This window comes from Demequina aurantiaca (genome assembly GCF_050598105.1).
Lineage (GTDB): Bacteria > Actinomycetota > Actinomycetes > Actinomycetales > Demequinaceae > Demequina > Demequina aurantiaca_A.
In genome coordinates, this window is sequence record NZ_CP192436.1 from 2,282,964 (window position 1) to 2,307,639 (window position 24,676).

The 24,676-nt window shown below is 67.2% G+C and carries 20 protein-coding genes and 1 riboswitch; of the genes, 13 read left to right on the top strand and 7 right to left on the bottom strand.

Annotated features, from left to right (window positions below; translation table 11 throughout):
• The first annotated feature begins 103 nt into the window (after positions 1 to 103).
• The gene (locus tag ACQU6B_RS10370; protein ID WP_430867476.1) at positions 104 to 1,783 is read left to right on the top strand and encodes an MFS transporter; all 1,680 of its coding nucleotides are present in this window, start codon (positions 104 to 106) and stop codon (positions 1,781 to 1,783) included.
• On the opposite strand, the gene ACQU6B_RS10375 is transcribed toward ACQU6B_RS10370, so the two are convergent.
• Positions 1,780 to 2,232 (bottom strand): hypothetical protein, encoded by a 453-nt coding sequence (locus tag ACQU6B_RS10375; RefSeq protein WP_430867477.1) that lies wholly within the window; start codon positions 2,230 to 2,232, stop codon positions 1,780 to 1,782. The genes ACQU6B_RS10370 and ACQU6B_RS10375 overlap by 4 nt on opposite strands.
• A 235-nt stretch (positions 2,233 to 2,467) precedes the next feature.
• Between ACQU6B_RS10375 and ACQU6B_RS10380 the strand changes: the two genes are divergently transcribed.
• From ACQU6B_RS10380 to efeB, 8 genes are all read left to right on the top strand, one after another.
• Positions 2,468 to 4,429: an ABC transporter ATP-binding protein gene (locus tag ACQU6B_RS10380; protein WP_430867478.1), complete on the top strand. Its 1,962-nt coding sequence runs from the start codon at positions 2,468 to 2,470 to the stop codon at positions 4,427 to 4,429.
• Positions 4,429 to 6,213, top strand: a complete 1,785-nt coding sequence (locus ACQU6B_RS10385) for an ABC transporter ATP-binding protein (RefSeq protein WP_430867479.1) — start codon at positions 4,429 to 4,431, stop codon at positions 6,211 to 6,213. Before ACQU6B_RS10380 ends, ACQU6B_RS10385 begins: the two co-directional genes overlap by 1 nt.
• Positions 6,214 to 6,244: 31 nt before the next feature.
• The gene (locus tag ACQU6B_RS10390; protein WP_430867480.1) at positions 6,245 to 6,889 is read left to right on the top strand and encodes a Maf family protein; all 645 of its coding nucleotides are present in this window, start codon (positions 6,245 to 6,247) and stop codon (positions 6,887 to 6,889) included.
• A gap of 16 nt (positions 6,890 to 6,905) precedes the next feature.
• Entirely contained in the window at positions 6,906 to 7,373 is a 468-nt protein-coding gene (locus tag ACQU6B_RS10395; RefSeq protein WP_430867481.1) for a GNAT family N-acetyltransferase, read from the top strand.
• A gap of 196 nt (positions 7,374 to 7,569) precedes the next feature.
• Entirely contained in the window at positions 7,570 to 9,354 is a 1,785-nt protein-coding gene (locus tag ACQU6B_RS10400; RefSeq protein WP_430867482.1) for an acetyl/propionyl/methylcrotonyl-CoA carboxylase subunit alpha, read from the top strand.
• A 168-nt stretch (positions 9,355 to 9,522) separates the two neighbouring features.
• Positions 9,523 to 10,398 (top strand): iron uptake transporter permease EfeU, encoded by an 876-nt coding sequence (gene efeU / locus ACQU6B_RS10405; RefSeq protein ID WP_430869236.1) that lies wholly within the window; start codon positions 9,523 to 9,525, stop codon positions 10,396 to 10,398.
• Positions 10,399 to 10,421: 23 nt separating this feature from the next.
• On the top strand, positions 10,422 to 11,573 hold the full coding sequence (gene efeO / locus ACQU6B_RS10410; RefSeq protein WP_430867483.1) for an iron uptake system protein EfeO: 1,152 nt from the start codon (positions 10,422 to 10,424) through the stop codon (positions 11,571 to 11,573).
• A 52-nt stretch (positions 11,574 to 11,625) separates the two neighbouring features.
• On the top strand, positions 11,626 to 12,966 hold the full coding sequence (gene efeB / locus ACQU6B_RS10415; protein WP_430867484.1) for an iron uptake transporter deferrochelatase/peroxidase subunit: 1,341 nt from the start codon (positions 11,626 to 11,628) through the stop codon (positions 12,964 to 12,966).
• A gap of 150 nt (positions 12,967 to 13,116) precedes the next feature.
• Here efeB and ACQU6B_RS10420 read toward each other — a convergent pair whose 3' ends face one another.
• A complete protein-coding gene (locus tag ACQU6B_RS10420; RefSeq protein ID WP_430867485.1) occupies positions 13,117 to 14,526 on the bottom strand; it encodes an NAD(P)H-quinone dehydrogenase in 1,410 nt (469 codons plus the stop codon).
• 76 nt (positions 14,527 to 14,602) lie between these two features.
• Between ACQU6B_RS10420 and ACQU6B_RS10425 the strand changes: the two genes are divergently transcribed.
• The 3 genes from ACQU6B_RS10425 to ACQU6B_RS10435 all read left to right on the top strand — a co-directional run bounded on the left by ACQU6B_RS10425 (position 14,603) and on the right by ACQU6B_RS10435 (position 18,845).
• Complete coding sequence (locus tag ACQU6B_RS10425) at positions 14,603 to 15,400, top strand: purine-nucleoside phosphorylase (RefSeq protein ID WP_430867486.1); 798 nt, start codon at positions 14,603 to 14,605, stop codon at positions 15,398 to 15,400.
• A complete protein-coding gene (locus tag ACQU6B_RS10430; protein ID WP_430867487.1) occupies positions 15,400 to 17,118 on the top strand; it encodes a phospho-sugar mutase in 1,719 nt (572 codons plus the stop codon). The genes ACQU6B_RS10425 and ACQU6B_RS10430 overlap by 1 nt, the downstream gene beginning before the upstream one ends.
• A 296-nt stretch (positions 17,119 to 17,414) precedes the next feature.
• Positions 17,415 to 18,845, top strand: coding sequence for a DUF222 domain-containing protein (locus tag ACQU6B_RS10435; protein WP_430867488.1), 1,431 nt, complete (start codon positions 17,415 to 17,417; stop codon positions 18,843 to 18,845).
• 111 nt (positions 18,846 to 18,956) lie between these two features.
• Here the strand turns inward: ACQU6B_RS10435 and deoC are convergent, their stop codons facing one another.
• Positions 18,957 to 19,658: a deoxyribose-phosphate aldolase gene (gene deoC, locus ACQU6B_RS10440; protein WP_430867489.1), complete on the bottom strand. Its 702-nt coding sequence runs from the start codon at positions 19,656 to 19,658 to the stop codon at positions 18,957 to 18,959.
• 375 nt (positions 19,659 to 20,033) lie between these two features.
• Positions 20,034 to 20,098, top strand: a riboswitch (guanidine-III (ykkC-III) riboswitch).
• 10 nt (positions 20,099 to 20,108) lie between these two features.
• On the opposite strand from deoC, the gene ACQU6B_RS10445 reads away from it, so the two are divergent.
• Complete coding sequence (locus ACQU6B_RS10445; protein WP_430867490.1) at positions 20,109 to 20,423, top strand: DMT family transporter; 315 nt, start codon at positions 20,109 to 20,111, stop codon at positions 20,421 to 20,423.
• A gap of 382 nt (positions 20,424 to 20,805) precedes the next feature.
• On the opposite strand, the gene ACQU6B_RS10450 is transcribed toward ACQU6B_RS10445, so the two are convergent.
• Genes ACQU6B_RS10450 through ACQU6B_RS10465 form a run of 4 tightly spaced genes read right to left on the bottom strand, consistent with a single transcriptional unit; the run spans position 20,806 to position 24,675 of the window.
• On the bottom strand, positions 20,806 to 21,885 hold the full coding sequence (locus ACQU6B_RS10450; protein ID WP_430867491.1) for an adenosine deaminase: 1,080 nt from the start codon (positions 21,883 to 21,885) through the stop codon (positions 20,806 to 20,808).
• Positions 21,886 to 21,932: 47 nt separating this feature from the next.
• Positions 21,933 to 22,952, bottom strand: coding sequence for a hypothetical protein (locus ACQU6B_RS10455; RefSeq protein ID WP_430867492.1), 1,020 nt, complete (start codon positions 22,950 to 22,952; stop codon positions 21,933 to 21,935).
• 3 nt (positions 22,953 to 22,955) lie between these two features.
• Positions 22,956 to 24,281: a thymidine phosphorylase gene (locus ACQU6B_RS10460; protein WP_430867493.1), complete on the bottom strand. Its 1,326-nt coding sequence runs from the start codon at positions 24,279 to 24,281 to the stop codon at positions 22,956 to 22,958.
• Complete coding sequence (locus tag ACQU6B_RS10465; protein WP_430867494.1) at positions 24,274 to 24,675, bottom strand: cytidine deaminase; 402 nt, start codon at positions 24,673 to 24,675, stop codon at positions 24,274 to 24,276. The genes ACQU6B_RS10460 and ACQU6B_RS10465 overlap by 8 nt, the downstream gene beginning before the upstream one ends.
• Position 24,676: the final 1 nt, after the last annotated feature.

Below are 24,676 nucleotides of genomic sequence, written 5' to 3' on the forward strand. Positions count from 1 at the left end.
CCCGAGTTCACCATTACGAAGTTGATAGTTCACTAAACACAAAGTATCTTGAAACTGTCCCCGCAATGACGCGTGCCACCCCAGCATCGTCAGGAGCAGCCGCATGTCCAAGTCCCCCCGTCAAGCCGTCACCGTCGCGCAGGCCCTGTCCGAGGGTATTTCGCCGGAGGTTTTTCGCCGCCGTTGGACGATCCTCGCCGTGCTGTGCGCCACGCTACTCACCGTCGTGCTCGCCAACTCCAGCCTCAACCTTGCGCTGCCATCGCTGGCGCGTGACCTGGGCGCCACCCAGCTAGACCTCACCTGGATCGTCGAGGCCTTCACCCTGGTCTTCGCGTCCTTACTGATGGTCGCGGCAGGCGTCTCCGACCGTTACGGACGCGCCCGCCTGATGATCATCGGCCTCGCGGTCTACGCCCTGGCGGCCGCCTACGCTGCGATGCTGGCCGGCTCGGCCGGCGAGGTCATCGGCGCCCGTGCTGCGATGGGGCTCGGCGCCGCCCTGGTGATGCCCAACACCCTCTCCACGGTGAACGTGGTCTTCCCCAGGTCCGAACGCGCCAAAGCCATCGCCATCTGGTCCACCATCTCCTCCGCGGGCATGATCCTCGGGTCCGTCGCGTCCGGGTTCCTCCTCGAGTCCTTCAGCTGGCACTCGCTTTTCGTCATGAGCGCCGTGATCGCCGCGGCATCTCTCGTAGGGGTCGCCGTCGTGGTCCCCAATTCGCGCGACGAGACGCGCAACCCCGTCGACTGGTGGGGAGGGCTGCTCGTGACCGTCGCGCTCACTGGAATCGTGTTCGGGATCATGGAGACGCCGCTGCAGGGGCTGGGCTCCGCCGAGGTCCTCGCCGCGCTCGGGATAGGAGCCGTCGCCCTGCTCGGCTTCATCCTGTGGGAACTGCGCGCGCCGCACCCCCTGCTCGATCTGCACCTGTTCAAGAACCCCCGGTTCTCCGTCTCCGCCTTGGCGGTCACGCTGTCTTTCTTCGCCATGATGGCCGCGTTCTTCGGCAACAGCCAGATCTTCCAGCTCGTGCTGGGGTACGCGCCGCTCACCGCTGCGTACGCCTTCATCCCGATCATGCTTCCCATGCTCATCCTGACGCCCTTCGTGCCCAACATCGCCGCGCGACTCGGCGCCCGCTGGACCGTCGCGCCGGGGCTACTGCTGGTGTCGCTGGGCTTTGTCTGGATGTCGCAGTGGCCCACCGACCTCACCTACCTCGAGGTGCTCGGGGGCATGGGGCTGCTGATCGTGGGCATGTCGCTGACCATGACCCCCGCCACCGCGATGATGATGTCGTCGGTGCCCAAGAACCGTTCCGGCATGGGCTCCGCGATGAGCAACACCACTCGTCAGGTTGGCGGCGCACTCGGCGTCGCGATCCTCGGGTCGATGATCAGCGCGGGATACCAGAGCAGCATGACGGACGTGGTGGCTGGCACTGCCCTGCCCGCCCAGGCCGCGCAGACGGCCTCAGGATCGCTGGCGGGCGGGCTGCAGGTCGCGGCCAGCCTGGGCGAGCAAGGCTCGGCCCTCGCGGAGTCCGCGAAGAGCTCCTACATGCTCGGCAACTCGACGGCCATGTGGGTGGGCGCGGGAATCGCCCTGATCGCAGCGATCGTCGCGGCGATCGGCCTGCCGCGCCGCGCGCCGCGGTTGGCCCCGGTCGAGAGCGACCGCGCCCCCGAGGACGACTCCGCCCCGCTCATCTCGTCCGTTACAAGGAGCGACAAGGAACTCGAAGTCGCGACCGCCTCAGCGGGCAGTCGACCCTAGGGAGCGTTGACGGTGTGGCCGGCGGCCGCCATCGCCTTGCGGGAGACCACCGAGGAATACAGCACCCCCGCGCCGAGAATAGCCACGACCAGGGCCGCCGGTGCGTAGCCGAGCACGGTCAGGAACACCATGCCCATAAACGTGACGATGGCCGTGACGAACGTCAGGAAGTCGTTGACACCGGCTAGGCGAGCGACGTCCGGGAGCCGCGATGACGCGCGCCACCCGACCACGCCGGCGGCGAACTCGATGGCTCCGCATACCGCGATTGCCACAAAGAACACCCTCACGTAGGCCGAGGACGTCGACTGCCCAGGAACAGTGGTGGTCCACTGGGCCATCGAGAGGCCGGCAATCCCGACCGCGAGCAGCAGGGGTCCCGCGACGAGGCCGGCGATTCCCGCGCGGCGGAGCACGCTGCGCGGCTCGATGGTCGCTCGCTTTTTCATAACCTGCCTCCGGCGTCGAATAAGTCCACCCAGAGCCTAACTCGTGCGCCGCGCACGACAATCTCGCGCCACCCGCGGGACGCTCGTGCCGCCCCTGGGGCACCACCCACCGGTCGAGGCCAAGGCGTCTCCCCTTGTGGGTCATACCCACCCCGCCCGCCGAACGCCCGCGCTGCTAGGGGGTCAAGGACGCTCCCGTTGTGGGCCCCACCCATTGCGCGAAGGGTTCTGAGCTGTGTCGAAACGTTCCGTTCCCCGCCGGTCGATGAGGGAGCGCGCCGCCGAGTACTGGGACGCCGCGTTCCTCGCACGAGTGCGTATCTGGCAGATCATGCCGCTCGCGGGCTGGGGTCGCGTGGCAGCGCTCATCGTCATCGGCCTCGTGCTGGGCGCGCTTCCCATCGTGTTCATGCTCGCCACCTCCGCGATGATCGGCAATGTTCCGGACGCCGTCGGCGGCGGCGAAGGATCCGCCGCGTGGAACGAACTGGTGCGGCTGTTCCTGATAGCCGCGGTCGCGTTCCTCCTGCAACAGGTGCTGGCCCCGGTACAGCAGCTGCTCGGGCTCTCCGTGCAGCGCACCGTGGACGGCCGCATCCGCGACCAGGCCGTCGCATCGGTCACCTCATCCGTGGGAATCTCCGCACTGGAGGATGGCGAGGTGCTCGGCAAGTTCTCCGAGGCACGGATGCGGTTCGAGAATAACTTCCACACCCCCGGTCACGCGGTGGCGGGGATGCTGTACCTCTTCGCCCGCTACGTCCAACTCTTCGCGTTGCTGGTGATCATCTGGATCATCTTCGGTGCGCTCACTGCGATCGCGATGACCGTCGCGATCGCGACCTTGCGCGTGGGCAATCGCGCCGGCCTGCGCGTCTATTCGGCGCTGTGGCGGTCTAACGGCCACCTCCGGCGTCGCCTCGTCTACCTGCGAGACATCACCATGGGATCCGTGGCGGCCAAGGAACTCCGCGTCTTCGGGTCGATGGCGTGGATGACCAAGCGTCACGAGGATGCGTTCCACGAGTTCGCCGACCCGGTCGATCGCGAGCGCCGGCGCATTTACTTCAAGCCCTACCTCGTGTACACGGCGATCGCCCTCGTCACGGTGACGTGGGCACTCGTCTCTCTGGTCTCGCGCGCGGCCGGCACCGGCGCCGCCCCTGGTGAGCTGGCCACCGGCGCGATGTCGCTCACTGCCCTGACCCTCGGCCTACAGGCGCTCATCGGGTCGCTCATGCTCGCGCGCGACTACCCAGAGTCGGACACCTCAACCCAGTTCGGAATGAATGCCCTCACCGCGATCCGCGAGGTCGAAGATACGGTGCGCGACACGGATACCGCCCCCCGCGGGACCACGGACGTTCCCCGCCACGCCCCCCAGTCGTCGATCGAGTTTCGCGGCCTCCACTTCGCGTACCCGGGAACCAACCAGCCGGTCTTCTCCGGGCTCGACCTGACCATCGAATCCGGCAAGACCACGGCCATCGTCGGCATCAATGGCGCAGGCAAGACCACCCTCATGAAACTGCTGGCGCGGCTGTACGAGCCCGACGCGGGCGGCATCTACGTAGACGGCGTGGACATCCGCGAATTCGACCTCGAGCAGTGGCGGCGCACCCTGTCCGTGGTGTTCCAGGACTTCGTTCACTACGAAGTCTCCGCTGCCGACAACGTTGCGTTCGGCGCTGCGTTCGCTCCGGAGGATCGCGACGCGGTGAAGGCGGCCGCTGCCGCTACTGGCATGCTCGACACGCTCACCGATGCACCCGCCGGCCTCGAGACCACGCTGGCTCGCGCGTACAAAGACGGCATCGACCTCAGCGGTGGCCAGTGGCAGCGGGTGGCGATCGCGCGCTCGCTCTACGCCCTCTCCAAGGGTGCGCGCGTCCTGGTCCTCGACGAGCCGACCGCGGCCCTCGACGTGCGTGCGGAGGCGGAGTTCTTCGACCAATTCGTGGAACTCACCGAGGGCGTCACGACGCTTCTCATCTCACACCGGTTCTCATCGGTGCGCCGCGCGGACCAGATCGTGGTGATCGAGGCCGGCCACGTGATCGAGCGCGGCACCCACGGGGAACTCCTGTCCGCGGACACGCATTACAAGCGGCTGTTCGACCTGCAGGCCCGGCGCTTTCACGACGGCCTCGATGCCGACGACGAGGCTGACGCGGATGCGATGGGGGGCGCCCGCTGATGGAACTCATGCGCGGATTGGCCGACACCTTCCGGTACGCGTGGCGAGCCGGAAAGCTCAACTTCTTCATGGGATTCGGCCTGCTGCTGATCCAACCGATCGCGCTACCGGGAGCCGCCGTTGGCTTGCGTGCGATCATCGACGACTCCCTCGCCGGAGAGGCCCGCTCTGCGATCACCGCCGCGGTGTTGGTTGCGGTACTCGGCGTCGTCGCCCTCACGGCCGAACACTTCGCGCACATCTTCTTCTTCAAGACCGCTGAAGACATGGCCGCCATGGTGGAACGAGACGTCGCGGCGCTCAGCAACGGCTCCGTGGGGCTGGAACACCACGAGAGGGCCGAGTACGCGGACCGCATCGCGCTGATTCGCCGCGAGGCCGACCGTGCGGCATGGGGCACCATCCAATCGGCGTACAGCAGCGTGGCGACCGTCGTCGCCCTCATCATTACGGCCATCCTGCTCGCGGGCGTGAGCCCCTGGCTCATACTGCTGCCGCTCGCCGCGATTCCCCCGCTCCTGCTGGGTCGGGTCAGCGAGAATATTGCGCGCAAGGGTCGCACCGACGCTGCGCCGGCCACGCGCCAGGCTAACCACATGTTCGGGCTGCTTGCTGATCCGGGTCCCGTCAAGGAGGTCCGCACATGCGGGCTGGAGACGGAGGTGCGCGAGCGCCAGTCACGAGCCTGGGCGGCCGCGTCCAAGTTGGAGATTCGCGCGGAGGTGAAGGCCACCGGCGTGCGTACCGTCGCGCAGCTGATCTTCGCCGTCGCGTACGTGTCCGGCACCCTCCTCACCGTGCAGGACGCGGTGCGTGGCGACGCCTCGGTGGGCGACGTGCTGATGGTGATCACTCTGGCAGCGCAAGTGAACGCCCAGGTCGCTATGGCAGTCGTCATGCTCACTGGCCTGCAGCGCACTAGTTCGATGTTCTCCGAGATCCGCTGGATTCGCGGGGTGGTGGCGCCGGTTCCCGACGTCGCCCAGGACGCCTCGGTGCCCGACACGATGTCCACCGGCATTACCTTCACCGACGTGAATTTCGCGTACCCCGGCACCGACGACCCGGTGCTCGCTGACGTCAACGTCACCATCCCGGCGGGCGCCACCGTGGCGATAGTGGGCGAGAACGGCGCGGGAAAGTCCACGCTGGTGAAGCTGCTGTGCCGCTTCTACGAGCCCACGTCGGGCAGCATCACGGTCGACGGAACCGACCTGAGGCGCATCCCCGTCGACGAATGGCGAGACCGCATCTCGGCCGGCTTCCAGGACTTTGCCAAGTACGAGTTCACCGCCCAGCACGTGGTGGGACTGGGCTCGCAGGAATACATCGACGATGCGGAGGCCGTCACCGCAGCGCTGTCGCGTGCGCGAGCGGAGGACGTACTCAAGCGGCTTACCGACGGGCTCGAGACACCGGTCGGCAAGTCCCTCGAGGGCGGCACCGAGCTCAGCGGCGGGCAGTGGCAGAAACTCGCTCTCGGTCGCGCCATGATGCGAGACAACCCGCTCCTGCTGCTCTTGGACGAGCCCACCTCAGCGCTCGACGCGCAGGCCGAACACAACCTATTTGAGCAGTACGCGCTCGGGGCCAGGCGCGTCGCGCAGCGCACCGGCGCCGTCACCATCCTGGTATCCCACCGATTCTCTACCGTCCGCATGGCCGACACCATCCTGGTGGTGGGCGACGGCAAGATCGCAGAGGCCGGCACCCATGACGAATTGGTGGCGCTCGGCGGCCTCTACGCGGACCTCTACGCGTTGCAGGTGCAGCAGTACTCCTGAGTCATGCGCCGGTGCAGATAGGCTCGCCACCATGACCGTCCCCCTCGTCCTCGCCTCCAAATCCCCCGCACGCCTGAGCACGCTACGCTCCGCCGGCATCGAACCCCGCGTCATCGTGAGCGACGTCGATGAGGATGCCGTTCTCGCGCTCGCTCAGGCAGCACATCAGGCCGCGGGCCTGGGAGACATTTCCCCCGCCGATGCCGTGCTCGCCTTGGCGCGCGCCAAGGCTCAGGACGTCTCCGACGCGAACGGCACCGACGCCATAGTGCTGGGCTGCGACTCGATGCTGGAGTTTGGCGGACAAATCCTGGGCAAGCCGCGGACCCCCGAGGTGGCTCGCGATCGCTGGCGCTCCATGCGCGGCTCATCCGGCACGCTGCACAGCGGCCACTGGCTCATCGACGACCGCGACGACGGCTCGTCCGGCACGCTGGGCGCGACCTCCTCAACCGTGGTGCACTTCGCGGACCTGACCGACGCGGAGATCGCCGCCTACGTGGCGACCGGCGAGCCGCTTCAGGTAGCGGGCGCGTTCACGGTGGACGGCATCGGCGGGCCGTACGTGACGGCCATCGAGGGCGACTATCACGGAGTGGTCGGCGTAAGCCTCCCGCTGCTGCGCGACCTGCTCGGCGAGCTCGGCGTAGCCATCCACCAGCTGCGCAACGTCTAGCGGTAGCGTCTCCCCCGTGAACATCAGACTCGTTCCGATGAGCGCCGAGCGGCTCCCGCTCTGGCTCGCTAGCTCTCACGCGGACTACGTGGCGGACCTGATAGCGGCCGGCGAGATCCCCGCGGTCGCGCGCAGCCGCTCGGCCCAGAGCACCAGCGAGATGTTTCCCGGGGGCAAGCTCAAGGCCGGGCACGCCGCGTTCGACCTGGTCGACGGCGACGATGCGGAGGTCGGCTACCTCTGGATAGGCCCCGACACCTCGGAGGACCCCGGCGCGTGGTGGGTCTGGGACGTGGGCGTGCGCGAGGACCAACGCGGCCGCGGGTTCGGGCGTGCCGCCATGACGCTCGGCGAGCAGTACGCCCGCGATCACGGAGCTAGCTCGTTGGGGCTCAACGTCTTTGGCTTCAACGCCCCCGCCCGCGGTCTCTACGAGTCGCTGGGCTATCAAACCGTTTCGATCAAGATGAAGAAGAGCCTGTAAAACTCCGCCCACCGCGCCTAACGGCGCTCCAGTTTGTGGACGGCACACAACCGAATCGGCCATATCTGCCGTTCCGCCATTTTTCCTTGTCGTATTCCCACAAACGATGACGCGACGTCGCACGTCCGGGTCCAAAGTTGGAGACAACAGGCGTCACAGCGTGCGTTTCGAGACTTACGCGCGCTACCGTGGCTGGGTGAATGCCTTCTCCTCAGTCCTCATCGCCAATCGTGGCGAGATCGCCGTGCGTATCATCCGTGCCTGCGCCGACGTTGGACTGAGGTCCATCGCCGTCTACGCAACGCCTGACCGCGAGGCTCCTCACGTCCGTCTAGCCGACGACGCCTTCTCGCTCGGCGGCGTCACCGCACGCGAGACGTACCTGGACATCGAGAAGATCATCGCCGTCGCGCGGCGCTCCGGCGCAGAGGCCATCCACCCCGGGTACGGATTCCTCGCGGAGAACGCCAGCTTCGCCCAGGCGGTCATCGACGCGGGCCTGGTATGGATCGGCCCCAGCCCGGCCGCCATCGAATCCCTCGGCGACAAGGTCAGCGCGCGCCACATCGCGCAGCGCGCCGGCGCCCCCCTGGTGCCCGGCACCAAGGATCCCGCCCAGTCTGCCGATGAGATCGTCGCCTTTGCCGACGAGTTCGGCCTTCCCGTCGCCATCAAGGCGGCCTTCGGCGGGGGTGGACGCGGCCTCAAGGTCGCCCGCACCCGCGAGGAGATCCCCGAGCTTTTCGACTCCGCCACGCGCGAGGCCATCAGCGCCTTTGGCCGCGGCGAGTGCTTCGTCGAGCGTTTCCTCGACAAGCCCCGCCACGTCGAGACCCAGTGCCTGGCGGACTCCCACGGCAACGTGGTCGTGGTCTCGACCCGCGACTGCTCGCTGCAGCGCCGCCACCAGAAGCTCGTGGAGGAGGCCCCCGCGCCGTTCCTGACCGACGCTCAGAATGCGGAGCTCGTCGCGGCCAGCAAGAACATCCTGCGCGAGGCCGGCTACCAGGGTGCCGGCACCTGCGAGTTCCTTGTGGGCACCGACGGCACCATCAGCTTCCTTGAGGTCAACACTCGCCTCCAGGTCGAGCACCCCGTCACCGAGGAGATCACCGGCGTCGACCTTGTAGTCGAGCAGTTCCGCATCGCGGCAGGCGAGCCGATCTCGAACCTCAACCCGCAGCCCCGGGGACACTCGATCGAGTTCCGCATCAACGGCGAGGACCCGGGCGCCGGCTTCATGCCGGCCCCCGGCCGCATCTCGCGACTTCACTTCCCCTCGGGACCCGGCGTCCGCGTCGACGCCGGCGTGGTGCAGGGCGACACCGTCTCCGGGAACTTCGACTCCATGATCGCCAAGGTCATCGTGACCGGCGCGACCCGCGACCGCGCGCTTGCCCGCGCGCGTCGCGCGCTGTCAGAAATGGTGGTCGAGGGCATCCCCACGGTGCTCCCCTTCCACCGCGCAGTGCTCGACGCACCCGAGTTCGCGGCCGCCGACGGCAACTTCGGCGTCTTCACCACCTGGATCGAGTCCGACTTCGCCGACGTGGTGGCCGGCCTCGGCAAGGCCAACACGTCGGACGACGACCACAGCCAGGACGAGGCCACCGAGCGCGTCGTGGTCGAGGTGGGCGGCAAGCGACTCGAGGTCGTCCTTCCCGCGGCACTCGCCCAGGCGGGCCGCTCGGGCGGCCGCCGCACCGGCCCCGCTCGTCGCGGCGCCCGCAAGCCCGCAGGCGCCGGACGCGCAGCATCGGGCACCACGCTGACGTCTCCCATGCAGGGAACCATCGTGAAGGTGTCCGTCGAGGACGGCGCGACGGTCGCCGCTGGGGACCTGATCGTTGTGCTCGAGGCCATGAAGATGGAACAGCCTCTCGTGGCCCACAAGGCCGGGGTCGTGAGCGGCCTTGCCGCCGCCGTCGGAATTTCCGTCAGTGCCGGCACGGCGATCTGCGAGATTCAGGACGCCCCGTAGCCCCCCTAGGGCCTTTCGCCGTGCGAGGCGGCACCCCTCTTCCCTCGCACATCGCAATTACGTAACGCCGGCGTTTCTTTTCTTTGACACCGCCGGATCCATCCTCTACGCTCAAGTCAGAAGTAAGGCGAACCTTACTTTTTGACTTCCGATGCGAGAGGCACCACCGTGTTCGCGAACTACCTGATCGGCCTACGCGAAGGCCTCGAGGCCGCGCTGGTCATCGGAATTCTGATCGCCTACCTGGTCAAGACCAATCGACGCGAACTGCTCCCGCAGGTGTGGCTCGGCATCGGCATCGCGATTGTTGTCTCGTTCGCTTTCGGCGCCATCCTGACGCTCGGCCCGCAGGGGCTCAGCTTCGAGGCGCAGGAGGCCATCGGCGGCACCCTGAGCATCGTCGCGGTCGCCCTCATCACCTGGATGATCTTCTGGATGGGCAAGACCGCCCGGTTCCTTAAGACCAACCTGGAGACCGCGCTCGAGAAGGCCATCTCGGTCGGCAAGGGCGCGATCGTGGGAATGGCCCTCATCGCGGTTGGCCGCGAGGGGCTGGAGACCGCGCTGTTCCTCTGGGCCGGAATCGAGGCCGCCGGATCCACCTCCGGGCCCATCACCGGCGCAGTGCTCGGCCTGGCCACCGCCATCGCGCTCGGCTACCTGATCTACCGCGGCGCCGTGAAGCTCAACCTGCGGGCCTTCTTCCAGTGGACTGGTGTCTTCCTCGTGATCGTCGCCGGCGGCGTGCTCGCGTACGGAATCCACGACCTGCAGGAGGCCGGCATCCTGCCTGGCCTCAACAACCTTGCCTTCGACGTCAGCGCCCAGGTGCCCCCCAGCTCCTGGTACGGCACCACGCTGAAGGGCATCTTCAACTTCTCCGCCGCCACCACCGTGCTGCAGGCAGTCGCCTGGATCGCGTACGTGGTGCCCGTCATGTGGCTGTTTGTCCGCATGGCCTTCGGCGGCTCCCGCAAGCGCCCCGTCCAGCCACCGACCGAGGCGCCGGCCACCGACGCAGCCCTCGCGTCGACCACCGTCTAGTCCCCCCACTCAAGGAATCAGCCATGAACGCTCGTTTTGTTGTGCCCATGCTCGCCGTTGGAACCCTCGCCCTGTCCGGGTGCGTGTCTAACGACACCGCCGCCGACAGCGCCATCGCGGTGTCTTCCACCGCCGACGGCTGCGACGTTGCCTCCGCTACGGCGCCCTCCGGCTCGATCGTGTTTGAGGTCACCAACAACGGCGACGACGTCACCGAGTTCTACCTCCTGGCCGACGACGGGCTGCGCATCATCACCGAGGTTGAGAACATCGGCCCCGGACTCTCTCGCGAGCTCGTCGCTCAGATTCCCGCGGGCGAATACATCACCGCGTGCAAGCCGGGCATGGTGGGCGACGGCATTCAGGCCGCCTTTACGGTGACCGACTCCGGCGCCGAGGTGGGTCCCACCGGGGAGATTGGCGAGCAGCTCGACGCCGCCGCCGACCAGTACCTGCTCTACGTCCGCGACCAGGTCGCGTCGCTCGTGACGAAGACCGATGCGTTCGTCGCCGCTTACCTGGCGGGGGATGACCAGGCTGCCGCGGACATGTACGCGGACACCCGCGTGCACTGGGAGCGCATCGAGCCCGTCGCCGAGGCGTTCGGTGACCTCGACCCGTCCATGGACCTGCGCGAGGCCGACCTCGCAGAGGGCGAGGAGTGGACCGGCTGGCACCACATGGAGAAGGACCTGTTCCCGCCCGCGGAGGGCTACGAGCTCAATCAGGACGAGCGTCAGGCCCTCGCAGACCAGCTCGTGGCGGACACGGCGGAGCTCAATAGCCGCGTGAACGCGGAGGACTTCCAGATCGACGCCTTCCAGATTGGCAACGGCGCCAAGGAGTTGCTGGACGAGGTGGCAGCGGGCAAGATCACCGGCGAGGAGGAGGCCTGGTCGCACACCGACCTATGGGACTTCCAGGCGAACCTCGACGGAGCCTACGTGGCGTTCGGCGTCCTACAGCCAGTGGTCGAGCAGACCGACCCGGACCTCGCAGCCGAGCTGACCTCGCGCTTCGACGCCGTCCAGACGCTACTTGCCGAGCAGGGCTCCGTCGAGACCGGCTTCACTTACTACGACGACCTCACCGAGGCCCAGATTCAGGAACTCGCCCGCGCCGTGGACGCGCTCGGCGAGCCCCTGTCGCAGCTCACCGCCGCAGCGGTCCTCTAGTCACCCTGGCGGTGTGTTCGCACCGCCTCAGCCAGTTTGGAACAATAACCACATGAACGATGCCGAGCAGCCAGAGCTTTCGCCACCCGAGGACTCCCCCGCGGATTCGGAGAGCGAACGCTCTGGCTACTCGCGTCGCAGCGTGTTCGGCGTCGCGGGTATCGCCGCGGGCGCCGCGGCCGTCGCCGGTGCGGGAGGGTTCGCGGTCGGCCGCGCCACCGCGCCTACCACCACGACCGCATCGTACGAATTCCTGGGCGACCACCAGTCTGGAATCGTCACGTCTCAGCAGGACCGCATGCACTTCGCTGCCTTCGACGTCACCACCGGGTCGCGCGACGAGCTGATCGCGCTGCTGCGCCGCTGGTCGCAGGCAGCGGCGACCCTGATGGCGGGCTCCGAACTGGGAGACGGCGTCGCCGGAGGCAGCTATGCCGCCCCGCCGGACGACACCGGGGAGGCGCTCGACCTGCCCGCCTCCAAGCTCACCATCACCTTTGGCTTTGGCCCCACGCTCTTCGAGAAGGACGGCGTGGATCGCTTTGGACTCGCGAGCATGCGGCCCGAGCAGCTCATCGACTTGCCTAAGTTCGCGGGCGACACGCTCGACCCGACCTTCGTGGGCGGCGACATCTGCATCCAGGCGTGCGCCGACGACCCGACGGTGGCCGTCCACGCGATCCGCAACCTGTCGCGCATCGCCTTTGGCGCGGCCGCTATCAAGTGGAGCCAGCTGGGCTTTGGCCGCACCTCGTCCACCACCTCGGACCAGGTCACGCCGCGCAACTTCATGGGCTTCAAGGACGGCACGCACAACATGCGCGCCGAGGAGTCCGACCTGGTCAATAAGTGGCTGTGGTCGCAGAGCGAAGACGGCCAGGCCTGGATGGCCGGCGGCTCGTACCTGGTGGCGCGCCGCATCCGGATCCTCGCGGAGATCTGGGACCGCACCTCGCTGGGAGAACAGGAGGCGCTCGTAGGTCGCACCAAGGGCTCCGGCGCACCACTGTCCGGCGGCCAGGAGTTCACCGACCCCGACTTTGAGCGCGAGGGCAACGACGGCAAGCCGCTCATCGCCGCCGACAGCCACGTCGCCATCGCCCACCCGGATCACAACGACGGCGCGGCGATGCTGCGCCGCGGCTACAACTTCACGGACGGCGCCGACGACCTTGGTCGGCTAGACGCGGGGTTGTTCTTCCTGGCCTACGTCCGCGACCCGCGCACGCAGTTCGTGCCCATCCAGGAAAAGATGGCCCGCGACGACTTGATGACGGTGGAGTACCTGCGCACCACCGGCTCCGCGCTCTTCGCCGTGCCGCCCGGCATTCCCCTGGGCTCTACGCTCGGTGGGACCGACGGGGCCTACGTGGGCCAGAGCCTCTTCGCCTAGTGCCGTGTTGACTCCTCGGAGTCACCGCGCCACGGGCGCTACCGACGGCGGCGCGCCCTGATTGCTCGCGGCGCCCTCTACTCGCCGCGCGGAAGAACGCCAGTGGGGCGTGTCGATCCGGGCCGCCGGCGAGTCCACACCCGCGGCTTACTACGTCGTGGGAGCGTGCTGAGGGTCCGTCATATTGTGCAGGCGGCGGGCAGCCTCTGCGATGGTGCCCGACAGCGACGGGTAGACCGTGAACGCATCGGCGATGTTGTCCACGGTGAGGTGCTGCGAGACCGCGAGCGACAACGGGAAGATGTGTTCGCCGGCTCGCGAGCCGACAATCACTGCGCCCAGCACCTGGCCAGTCACCGTGTGCCCAAAGATCTTGACGAAGCCCTGGTCGATGCCGAGCATCTTGGCACGCGGATTGCGAGCCAAGTCAAGTCGTGACACCTGGTAGAAGATGCCACGTTCCTGAAGCTGCTTCTCCGTGGCGCCGACGGAGGCAATCTCCGGGGTGGTGAAAACGTTCGCGGCGATGCTACCGAGGTCGAGCGGCGCGACGGCGTCGCCGAGGATGTGGGCCATCGCGATGCGGCCCTGCGTGGCGGCCACCGAGGCCAGCGGGAACACGCCGGTGCAGTCCCCCGCCGCGTACACCCCACGAGCGCTGGTGCGCGAGACCCTGTCCACCTCGATGAATCCCTGCTTGTTCAGGTTGACGCCGGCCTCCTCGAGCCCCGCATCGGCCGTGTTGGGAATGGAACCCACGGCCATCAGGCAGTGCGAGCCCTCGATGACGGTGCCATCAGAGAGCGTCACCTCGACGCCGTTGCCGGTGTTGACTGCCGCGCTGGCGCGAGAGCGGCCAATCACGTTCATGCCGCGCGCTGCGAACACCTCGGTGATGAGCGCCGAGGCCTCAGGGTCCTGATTCTCGAGCACGCGGTCACCCGAGGAAATCAGGGTGACCTCGCTGCCGAGAATGCAGTAAGCGCCCGCGAACTCCGCTCCGGTGACACCGGACCCGACCACAATCAGGTGCTCGGGAAGCTCCTTGAGGTCGTACAACTGCGTCCAGGTCAGGATGCGCTCGCCGTCGGGCTCGCAGGTCGAGAGCGTGCGAGGGCGGGCACCGAGCGCGAGCAACACGGCATCGGCCTCGAACCTGTCGTTCTCGGTCTCGACCAGCGTGGGGCTCAGTAGCCGCGCGCTGCCCTCGACCACCTGAACGTCGTTCTTAGCCATCCGGGTAGCGATGTCGTGGGACTGCTTGAGCACCAGCTTTGAAATCCGCTGGTTAACGGCGGCCATGTCGACTTCATGCTCGGAAAACTCTTCCGTGTCGCTGCCGTCGATGGCCCGGATTCCCAGCGACGGCGCGCGGTCGGCGATTGTTCGCCACTCCGCCGTCGCGATCACGGTCTTCGACGGGACAACGTCGGTAAGGACCGCGTTGCCTCCGAGGCCCTGCCGCTCGATGAGCGTGACCTCGGCTCCTTGCTTCCTGGCGACAATTGCCGCCTCGTAGCCCCCTGGGCCTCCACCAATAATGACGATGCGTGATGCCATGAGTCCATTGTTGCGTACATGGCGACCGAGTGTTTCCGTCGGCGTGTTGACTCTCGCGAGGGGCTACGCTCGAGAGATGGATACTGCCTTTGAACTCGCCTCCGAATCCGCCGCCCAACTTGCCTCCGCTACGGGGGTCGATCGCCACGATATCGCCCTGGTATTGGGCTCCGGCTGGGGAGGGGCAGCGGACCTCATTGGCGAGGAAGTCGCGACCGTCCCCGCCGACCAGATCTCGGGCTTCGACACGCACGCCGTCCTCGGCCACAGCGCCGTCTTCCGCTCGCTGCTGTCTCCCAATGGCAAGCACGTGCTGGTTCTCGGTGCGCGCCAGCACTACTACCAGACGCTCGACGCCGTCCGCGTGGCTCACGCAGTCCGCATGGCATCGGCCGCTGGCTGTAAGCAGCTCGTGCTGACGAACGGTTGCGGCTCGACCCGACCCGAGGTTGGCCCCGGCTCCGTGGTGCTGCTCGAGGATCACCTCAACCTCACTGGAGTCACCCCGCTGCGCGGCGCGACCTTCGTCGACATGACGAACGTGTACTCCCCTCGCCTGCGTGAACTAGCGCGGCAGATCGACGACACCCTGCCCGACGGCATCTACGCGCAGTTCACTGGCCCTCAGTACGAGACTCGCGCCGAGGTGCGCATGGCGGTCACGCTGGGAGCCAACCTGGTGGGAATGTCCACCGCGCTCGAGGCAATCGCAGCCCGCGAGCGCGGGATGGAGATCCTAGGCCTGTCCTTGGTCACCAACCTCGCCGCCGGCATGGGCGGCGAAGAGCTCAACCACCAGGAAGTCCTGGACGCAGGTCGCGACGCGGGGCCGCGCATTTCCGCGCTGCTCGCCGAGATTGTGAAGGGCATGTAATGAACGGGTCACTGCACGAAATCGCCGAGGCCTGGATCGCGGACGACCCCGACGCCGCGACGCGAGAGGAATTGCGCGCGGTCTTGGACGCGGACACTGCGGGAGACTCCGCCGCTGGAGTTGACCTCGCGGACCGGTTCCGCGGCCCCCTCGAGTTCGGCACGGCCGGACTTCGCGGTCGCATCGGCGCCGGACCCAACCGGATGAACCGCGCCGTCGTGATCCGCGCCGCATCGGGCCTGGCTACTTACCTGACCGACGCGCTGGCGGACCTGGGCATCGACGGCCCCGCACGCATCGTCGTGGGGTACGACGCCCGCCACGGCTCGCACGACTTCGCGGTCGACACCGTCGCCGTCATGGTGGCCGCCGGCCACGAGGCGTTCCTCATGCCGCGCATGCTGCCCACACCCGTTCTGGCCTACTCGACGCTAGCCCTCGAGGCCGATGCCGGTGTCATGGTCACCGCGTCGCACAACCCGCCACAGGACAACGGATATAAGGTCTACCTGGGTGGACGAGTCGTGACCGACTCCGGGCAAGGCGCCCAGATTGTGCCCCCCTACGACGCTGAGATCGCGTCGCGGATCGCCGCCGTCCCGACCGTGTCGTCGGTTGCGCGCGCAGCCGAGGGATGGTCCATCATCGAGGAGTCAGTCGTCGAGGAGTACATCTCCCTGGCGGCCGGCCTTGCGGGCCCTGTGTCGGGCAACGCGCCCGAGCGCGCCGGGATTCGCATCGTCCTCACGCCTTTGCACGGAGTGGGCGGCGCGACCGTCACGTCGGCACTGTCCGAGGCTGGGTTTACCGACCTGCATACCGTTCCGGAACAGGCCGAGCCCGACCCCGACTTCCCCACCGTCGCCTTCCCCAACCCCGAGGAGAAGGGCGCTATCGACCTCTCCCTCGCGCTCGCTACCTCGATCGACGCCGACGTCGTGATCGCGAACGACCCCGACACCGACCGCTGCGCCGTCGCCACCGTCATAGACGGCAAGTGGACGATGCTGCACGGAGACGTGGTGGGGTCGCTGCTGGGCGAGCGTGTCGCCTCCGGGCTCAGCGACGCTCAGAAGGTCGGAGGGGTTCTCGCGAACTCCATCGTGTCCTCGCAGCAGCTGTCCGCGATCGCGTCGCGGCACGGGCTTGACTACCGCAGCACACTGACCGGCTTCAAGTGGATCGGCCGCGAAGACGGACTGGTCTACGGGTACGAGGAGGCGCTCGGTTACTGTGTCGCTCCCGCGCTGGTGCGCGACAAGGACGGCATCTCAGCCGCTGTGCTGATCGCCGACTACGTCGCCGAGCTCAAGACGGCCGGACGCACGCTGTCCGACGCCATCGATGACCTCGCGCGGGCCTACGGCGTGTATCTGACGCGCCAGGTGGCCGCTCGGTTCGCTGACGTGTCGCTGATTGGCGAGACGATGACCCGACTGCTGAGCTCGCCTCCCGCGACCCTGGGCGGCTCGGACGTGACCGCGACCGACGACATGTCCAAGGGACTGAACGGGCTGCCCGGCACTACTGGGCTACACCTCGCCACGGCATCGGGAGCGCGAGTGATCATCCGGCCTTCCGGCACGGAGCCCAAGGTCAAGGCGTACCTCGAGGTCATCCAGTCCGTGGACGGCGGCGACGTGCTTTCCGCGCGGGCAGCGGCCTCGGCGGCGATGGACGAACTCGAGTCCGATGTGCGGGCCGCGCTGGGGTTGTAGCGCCGTAGAGGTGCTTGTGTAGCGGTGCTTGTGTAGCGGTGTGTCACGGCGTCGAAGCGTGGCGGCATGGCGGCTTGGCGGCATGGCGGCTTGGCGGCATGGCTGTATCGCCGTGCTGCGGCGTCGAAGCGTGGAGGCATGGCGGCATCGCCGTGCCGTTGTTGCGGGGACGCTGCGGCAGCGCTACGGCACTCCTACCGTGGTGCACAGGCCGCGCATTCCGCGACTTGTCCACATTTAATAACGTTTAGTGGAGTTAAGCCGCGTTTGTCAGACGCCAGTGATTGAATTGAATCATGACCATTTCACTGGACTCACTAGCCGCCGAGGTCGCCGCCCTGCGAACCCTCGACGGGCGGACTGAGTCCGAGCTCACCTCTGCGGAGTTCGATGACTACCGCAATGGGATGGGGCGCGTCCGGCGCGCGTACGACGCCGTCGCTGCCTCAATGGCCCACGAACTGGCACGCCGGAGCAACCCTAGTCTTGGAGTGGGCGGGCTTGCGCGACAAGACGGCTTCTCCAACGCACAGCAGTCACTAGGAAAGACGCTGGGAATCACCCCAGGACAGGCGAGCAATCTCATCGAGGCAGGTCGCGCCTTGGCTCCGCGTGAACCGTCAGGCGCGGCGGCCTCGGCTGGCCCTGATGTTGAAAGTGCGCGCGGGGAGCAAGCGGCCACGAGCGTGCCTCGCTTCCCTCATGTCGCCGCGGCCCTTCTGAGCGCCGCTATCGGGGCCGACGCAGCTTCTCTGCTCACCCGAACCCTCGACTCCATCACTAAGTCGTATTCGGCCGAGGCACTGGAAGCCGGCGCTCCACAGGTACCCGCCACTCCAGGAGCCGAGCATTCACGCGAGCTCGAGGAACTCGAGCGTCGACTCGTCGAGAAGGCCCGCACGCTCGGCCTATCGGAACTGCGCCGAGTATGTGGCAGGGAACGCGCCTGGCGCTTCCCCAAGGACCTCGCGGCAAAGGAACGGATCCACCGCGAGAACCGTGCTTTGTACTTTCACGAAGACCCCGAGGGCATGGTCATGATGACCGCCCGGATGGACCCTGCCAGTGCCGCGCCCATTCGTGCCTATGTCGATGCCCAGACTCGATGGGCGTTCCAACAGCGACGCAACACCAGCGACGGTGGCGTGGGAATCGAGGACGAGCGAAACGCCGGCCAGATCCGCCTCGATGCCATGACGTCGCTCGCTTTGCACGGCTTGGGCTGCACCTCAATCGAGTCGGGAGTCAAGACAACCGTCATAATTCGGATCAACGAGCGCGACCTAGAGGACGACCTAGCCCTGGGCGAATGCGATCAAGTCGCGGGCCCAATTTCGGTGGGCACCCTCAGGTCTATGGCGGTCGACGCGGGCATCATCCCTTTGGTGATGGGCGGCAAATCGCTTCCGCTCGACCTAGGGCAACTCAAGCGTCTCTTTACTCCAGCTCAGCGCCTCGCCCTTGTAGAAAGGGACGGGGGATGTAGTTGGTGTCACGCACCACCGTCGTTCTGCGAAGCCCACCACATCCGGTGGTGGGGCCGCGACGGAGGTCCGACGGATCTGAAAAACGGGGTCTTGCTTTGCACGAGATGCCACCATCGCGTCCATCGTGACGGATGGAAAGTCGAAGTGGTGGATGACGAGGTTCAGTTCACAACGCCAGACTCGCGCGAGCGTAGGTTCGGCGGCCGGGCGCACCTCGAGCTCGCAGCGGAGACAAGGTAGCGCCCAATTGGGCGCCCCGCCCCTTTAGCAAACGCACGCGGCCAATGCCCGGCGCTCATTAAGGAAGAACTCGCGTCTAGTATCTTGCGGTCGACTAGAAGAAGCGCGCGTCTAGTACCCGGCAGCCCCGGGGTTGACGATGTGAGCGCCGCCCGTCCCGTCAAGTCCATCCAGGACAGCGCGGGTGCCGGACAGTCCGAGTCGGGTCGCGCCTGCGTTGATCATCTCGAGTGCGTCATCGGCCGTACGCACGCCGCCAGAGGCCTTGATGCCCAGGCGCCCGCCGACGGCCTTCGCCATCAGCTCGATAGCGTGCTTGGAAGCACCACCAGCGGGGTGGAATCCCGTCGAGGTCTTGACGAAATCCGCACCCGCAGCCTCAGCGGCGAGGCACGCCCCCGTGATCGCCGCGTCACTTAGCGCCGCAGACTCGATGATGACCTTAAGAATCTTGCCCTCGGGAACAGCAGCGCGCACAGCCGCGATGTCTGCCTCGACGACGGCGAACTCTCCGGCGTTCGCAGCGGCGATATCGATCACCATGTCAATCTCGTCTGCTCCGTCAAGAATGGAGCGAGCAGCCTCGGCCGCCTTAATGGCTGAGTGGTGCTTTCCCGAGGGGAACCCACACACGGTCGCGATTGCCATTCCCTCAGGAACATCGAGTGGAAGCATCGAAGGAGAGACGCAGACCGAGAACACTCCGAGGTCCGCACCCTCGGCAACCAATTCTGCTACCTGTTCGGCGGTTGCCTCAGGCTTGAGCAGTGTGTGGTCGACGTAGCGAGCAAGTTCAGTGCGGGTGAGAGTCATGTGTTCCTCCAGGTTGGGGCATCCTGTCAAGCCCCAGTCAGGAGCCAACGATGCGTCTCACTTCAGCCTACGCCGAACCGGGCGCGATCCGCACCGCGCAGCACCGCCGCGCAGCCACGCACCACGCACCACGCACCACCGCACCACCGCACCACCGCACCACCGCACCACCGCACCACCGCACCACCGCACCACAGCACCACAGCACCGCGACGCTATCGCTTCCCCTGGGCGCCCGCGTGGGGATGGCGACCCTAGTCCTCTCACAAGGGACCAGCGTCCGAACTGCGCCGTGGCAGCGGGGCGACGGCGGCAGCGGGGCAACGGCGGAGGCCCAATTTCTTGCCCAACACATGCTCCCATGCAAAAATGTGGGCAGAGCCGTCAACCGGCTCCCGGACGAGTGGTGTCGTACCCGGCTAGCGACAAGACGACGCCCGAGAGGCACCCATGTCCTGGTTCGTACTCATCCTGTCCGGAATCCTCGAGGCTGTCTGGGCCACCGCGCTCAGCAAGACCGCGGGGTTCACCAAGCCCATTCCGATCACTGTCTTTCTCGTCGCCCTCACCGCCTCAATGGCGGGGCTCGCCTACGCCATGCGCGACCTACCAGTGGGAACTGCATACGCCGTGTGGGTAGGCATCGGAGCATCACTTACCGCGACCTACGCGATGGTGAGCGGCGCCGAAGCGTTCTCCGTGCTCAAGCTCCTGCTGCTCCTCGGGCTCGTGGGCTGCGTGATCGGCCTCAAGCTCGCGCACTAATTAGCTGTGCAGGCGTACCTCAGCGCTTCGCTCAGGGCCAGCCCAACCGACAGCCATCACACTGCGGTTCGCCCGGGTAGCTCCGATGGCAGGTGAGCCCTGCCTTGCCCGCGTCCCGCCCGGTGGTGGGTCGGCGTTGGACTCCAACACGCCCCGGACACGGCCTGGTTGACGGCGGACGGCGGACGGTGGACGGTGGACGGTGGACGGTGGACGGTGGACGGTGGACGGTGCACGGTGCACGGTGCACGGTGCACGGTGCACGGTGCACGGTGCACGGTGCACGGTGAACCGCAGCAAGCGTAAATCCCCGTCGGCGGACGGCGAACCGGAGTTCACCGGCCGCCGACCGAACCCTAAGTTAAGGCGAAACCCGTGCTGGCTACAGGTCCTCGAGGCCGAGGCCGAACCCCTCGAGCACCAACTCGGCCAGTTCCCCGCGCTCGTCGTAGGGCAGGAACGCGGCCCACGCGGCGATCAGGGTCGCCTCGAGCAGGTCCTCCTTGGTCCAGCCGACCCGAACCAGCTCGGAGAACTCCCCGCTCATCGAGACGCCCGACACCAACCGGTTGTCCGTGTTGACCGTGATCGCAAAGCCAAGGTCGCGCAACACATGCATGGGGTGGTGCTCGATCGACTGAGCCGCGCCCGTCTGCACGTTGGAGGTCGGGCAGCACTCCAGCGGCACCTGCTGGTCGAGCGCGTGACGCGCGATCGCCCCAAAGGTCGGCTCGTCCGTGTCGATACCAGTGATGTCCTCGTGGACCCTGACCCCGTGGCCGATTCGTCGCGCCGCACCCAGTCCGAGGGCCTGGCCAACGCTGTCGGCCCCATCGGCCTCTCCCGCGTGAATGGTGACGGGCATGTGATTGTCACGCAGCAACTCGAATGCCGCGCGGTGGTTGGAGACCGGGAAGCCCGCCTCCGGCCCAGCGATGTCGAAGCCAACGCAGCAGCGGTCACGGTTCGCGATCGCCAACTCGGCGATCTCGAGCGACCGGTCGAGGTGGCGCATCGCGTCCAATAGCGCGGTCACCCGGATCGGGTGGCGAGCCTCCGCGGCCTCCACGACGCCCTCCTCGATTCCCGCCTGGACGGCCTCCACGACCTCCTGAAGCGTCAGCCCACCCTCGAGGTGCTGCTCGGGTGCGTAACGAAGCTCCGCGTAAATGACACCATCCTCGGCGAGGTCGACGACTGCCTCGCGCGCGATGCGGCGGATGTTGACAGCGGACTGCATCACCACTGCGGTGTGGACGAATGCCTCGAGGTAGCGGACCAAGTCCCCCGATGCCGCGTTCTTGGAGAACAGCGCCGCGAGCTCGTCGGGGTCGGTCGACGGAAGCTCGTGGCCAACCTCGGCGGCAAGCTCAATGAGGGTCGAGGGGCGTAGCCCACCATCAAGGTGGTCGTGGAGCAGGACCTTAGGCAGCGAGAGGATTTCCGCAGATGTGAGTGTCATCCCTCAAGTGTAGGAGCCGGCGCCGTTGGAGCAGCACTGAAACTGTCCTAGTCGCGCTTGCGCGGCACCGGCAGCACCAGGCAACAAATGCGGTTCCAGAACCCGAGCGCAGGGCGTACCGACCCGTCCTCGAGCCACAGCACCGCAGGCAGCTCACGGAGCTCCCCCGAGGAGGGCTCGTAGACCAGGAAAACATGGGAGGTCACCGAGGTCAGCAGCACCACATGGCGCGGCACCACCGCCGAAATCCCCATGCGGGCGTCTCCCCCCACATACATCGCCACCGGAATCGACTCCCGCAACGCGGCCGATGCGTGGGCGATCATCGCGCTCACGTCGTCGACGCTCGAGTCGTCGAGCATCGCGACCTCGAACCTCAGCCCGGCCACCTTGGTGACGTTGTCCACGCGCCAGGGTGGGGTGCCAAGCGCACGTGGCCAGGGCATGCCAAGCAAGCCTCGGCGCGTGCTCGCGTGGTGAACGGAGCGCTGCAGCGCCTGCCACCGAGACTCGATCGAGCGGTGAGAGTTCCCCAGATCCTCGATCGCGGCGACCTCGGACGGGACGTAGTCGGCGAGGAGCCTGCCCGTGCTCACCCAGAGCGCCACGAAGGGATCCGTCATCATCAGCCCCATGACAATAACCGCGGCGCCGCACGTGGTCTGGTCCACCTGTACCGCACGGGTCTCGCCCCACACCACCGGCCCCGGGGTGCTCCTGCCCAACGGGTTGCGCACGTGCCCGCGCGCCGCTTCCGGCAGCCTCTCCCAACCTTCGGCAAGCGCCGCTATCGCGGCCAAGGGAGCTCCCGTTGCGGCCGCGCGCTCGATCACGTCGGCGTCCACGACAACCTGGTCGCGGCAGGCCGCCAGAGCCTTGCGATCCGCGGGACTGGACGCCGCCGACCGCGCGATAAACACCCGCGCGTAGACGGTGTCCCCTGCCGACCGCACGTCGCGGCTCGCCACGCTCTGGGCGTGCGCCACCGTTGCGGGTGAGCGCCAACTCCCCCGCAGTCCTACGGACTTAGCAATCTTGGCCCCCGACGCGGTTAGCGACCAGGACATACGCTATCGAGCCGTCCCTGGTGCTCCCGTTGCGCCGATGCGGTCCAGAATGATCGTGCGCTCCACGGGTGCGGAGCCAATCTCGACCGTGCCCGCGCCCCCGCACGCCTCGTCGAGCGCAGACAAACCACGCGGCATCCGGCCCTCATCAGCGGCGTGCAGCGTCATGATGACGTCGCCCTTACGCACCTCGTCGCCAAGCGTCTTGTGCAGGAACACGCCAGCGGTCAGGTCGAGCACTTCGTCCTTGCGCGCGCGGCCCGCGCCAAGGCGCCAGGCAGCCATGCCAGCGCCCATCGCGTCCAACTTGGTGATGTAGCCGTCGGCCTCGGCGCGTACTTCCTCGACGTGCGGTGCCGTAGGCATAGGCGCGTCGGGGTCGCCGCCCTGAGCGGAAATCATCTGGCGCCACTTGTCCATGGCGCGGCCGTCGCGAAGCGCCTCTGCCGGGTCAACACCGGTGATTCCGGCGCCCTCTAGCATCGCGCGTGCCAACTCCACTGTCAGTTCGACCACGTCGGCGGGCCCGCCACCGGCGAGCACCTCGACCGACTCGGTCACCTCCATCGCGTTGCCGATGCCGCGGCCCAGCGGAGTAGACATGTCAGTCAGTAGCGCGGTGGTCACCACGCCTGCGTCGGTGCCAAGGTCGACCATCGTCCGCGCCAGCTCGCGCGCGTCCTCGATGTTCTTCATGAAGGCGCCCGTACCCACCTTGACGTCGAGGACCAGTGCTCCGGTTCCCTCGGCGATCTTCTTGGACATGATGGAGGCGGAGATCATGGGGATCGACTCGACCGTGCCCGTCACGTCGCGCAGCGCATACAGCTTCTTGTCCGCGGGTGCCAGACCCGTGCCCGCCGCGCAAATGACCGCGCCGACGTCGACCAGCTGCTGACGCATCTGGGCATTGGACATGTCCGCGCGCCAGCCGGGGATGGACTCCAGCTTGTCGAGGGTTCCGCCAGTGTGACCCAGTCCGCGGCCGGACAGCTGCGGAACAGCCACGCCGTAGACCGCGACCAAAGGCGCCAGCGGGAGCGTGATCTTGTCGCCCACTCCGCCGGTCGAGTGCTTGTCCGCGGTAGGCATTCCCAGGTCGGTGAAGTCCAGGCGCTCGCCGGAGGCGATCATCGCGGCGGTCCATCGCGCGATCTCCGCACGCGTCATGCCGCGCTGCAGGATGGCCATGGTGAGGGAGCTCATCTGCTCGTCCGCCACTACGCCGCGAGTGTAGGCATCGACCACCCAGTCGATCTGGTCGTCGCTCAGCGTTCCACCGTCACGCTTAGTGACGATGACGGAAACAGCGTCGTGACGCTCAGCCATGAAATTCCTCCAGGTGATCAGGGCCAAAAGCCCCGGGTAGTAAGAAGTCGACGGTCACTGGACCGTCCGCGGCGTCGACCAGCATGGTCGGCCCGCCGTGCTCGAAAAGTAATTGACGGCATCGGCCGCACGGGGTCAGCACTTCGCCGTTCCCGTCCACGCATGCCAGCGCCACCAGGCGTCCACCGCCCGACGAGTGTAACTGGGATACCACGGCGCATTCCGCACACAGCGTGAGACCGTACGAGGCGTTCTCGACGTTGCAGCCCGCAATGACGCGGCCGTCGTCTGTCAGCCCCGCGGCCCCAACCGGGTACCGCGAGTAGGGAACATAGGCGGAGGCCGTCACCGCGCGCGCAGCGTGGCGAAGTGCCTCCCAGTCGATGTGCGTCATG

Bases quoted from the DNA above. Each gene is read 5' to 3' on its own strand.
- ACQU6B_RS10370 (WP_430867476.1), top strand. From the start codon at position 104: ATGTCCAAGTCCCCCCGTCAAGCCGTCACCGTCGCGCAGGCCCTGTCC.
- ACQU6B_RS10375 (WP_430867477.1), bottom strand. From the start codon at position 2,232: ATGAAAAAGCGAGCGACCATCGAGCCGCGCAGCGTGCTCCGCCGCGCG.
- ACQU6B_RS10385 (WP_430867479.1), top strand. From the start codon at position 4,429: ATGGAACTCATGCGCGGATTGGCCGACACCTTCCGGTACGCGTGGCGA.
- ACQU6B_RS10390 (WP_430867480.1), top strand. From the start codon at position 6,245: ATGACCGTCCCCCTCGTCCTCGCCTCCAAATCCCCCGCACGCCTGAGC.
- efeO (WP_430867483.1), top strand. From the start codon at position 10,422: ATGAACGCTCGTTTTGTTGTGCCCATGCTCGCCGTTGGAACCCTCGCC.
- efeB (WP_430867484.1), top strand. From the start codon at position 11,626: ATGAACGATGCCGAGCAGCCAGAGCTTTCGCCACCCGAGGACTCCCCC.
- ACQU6B_RS10420 (WP_430867485.1), bottom strand. From the start codon at position 14,526: ATGGCATCACGCATCGTCATTATTGGTGGAGGCCCAGGGGGCTACGAG.
- ACQU6B_RS10425 (WP_430867486.1), top strand. From the start codon at position 14,603: ATGGATACTGCCTTTGAACTCGCCTCCGAATCCGCCGCCCAACTTGCC.
- ACQU6B_RS10430 (WP_430867487.1), top strand. From the start codon at position 15,400: ATGAACGGGTCACTGCACGAAATCGCCGAGGCCTGGATCGCGGACGAC.
- ACQU6B_RS10435 (WP_430867488.1), top strand. From the start codon at position 17,415: ATGACCATTTCACTGGACTCACTAGCCGCCGAGGTCGCCGCCCTGCGA.
- deoC (WP_430867489.1), bottom strand. From the start codon at position 19,658: ATGACTCTCACCCGCACTGAACTTGCTCGCTACGTCGACCACACACTG.
- ACQU6B_RS10445 (WP_430867490.1), top strand. From the start codon at position 20,109: ATGTCCTGGTTCGTACTCATCCTGTCCGGAATCCTCGAGGCTGTCTGG.
- ACQU6B_RS10450 (WP_430867491.1), bottom strand. From the start codon at position 21,885: ATGACACTCACATCTGCGGAAATCCTCTCGCTGCCTAAGGTCCTGCTC.
- ACQU6B_RS10455 (WP_430867492.1), bottom strand. From the start codon at position 22,952: ATGTCCTGGTCGCTAACCGCGTCGGGGGCCAAGATTGCTAAGTCCGTA.
- ACQU6B_RS10460 (WP_430867493.1), bottom strand. From the start codon at position 24,281: ATGGCTGAGCGTCACGACGCTGTTTCCGTCATCGTCACTAAGCGTGAC.
- ACQU6B_RS10465 (WP_430867494.1), bottom strand. From the start codon at position 24,675: ATGACGCACATCGACTGGGAGGCACTTCGCCACGCTGCGCGCGCGGTG.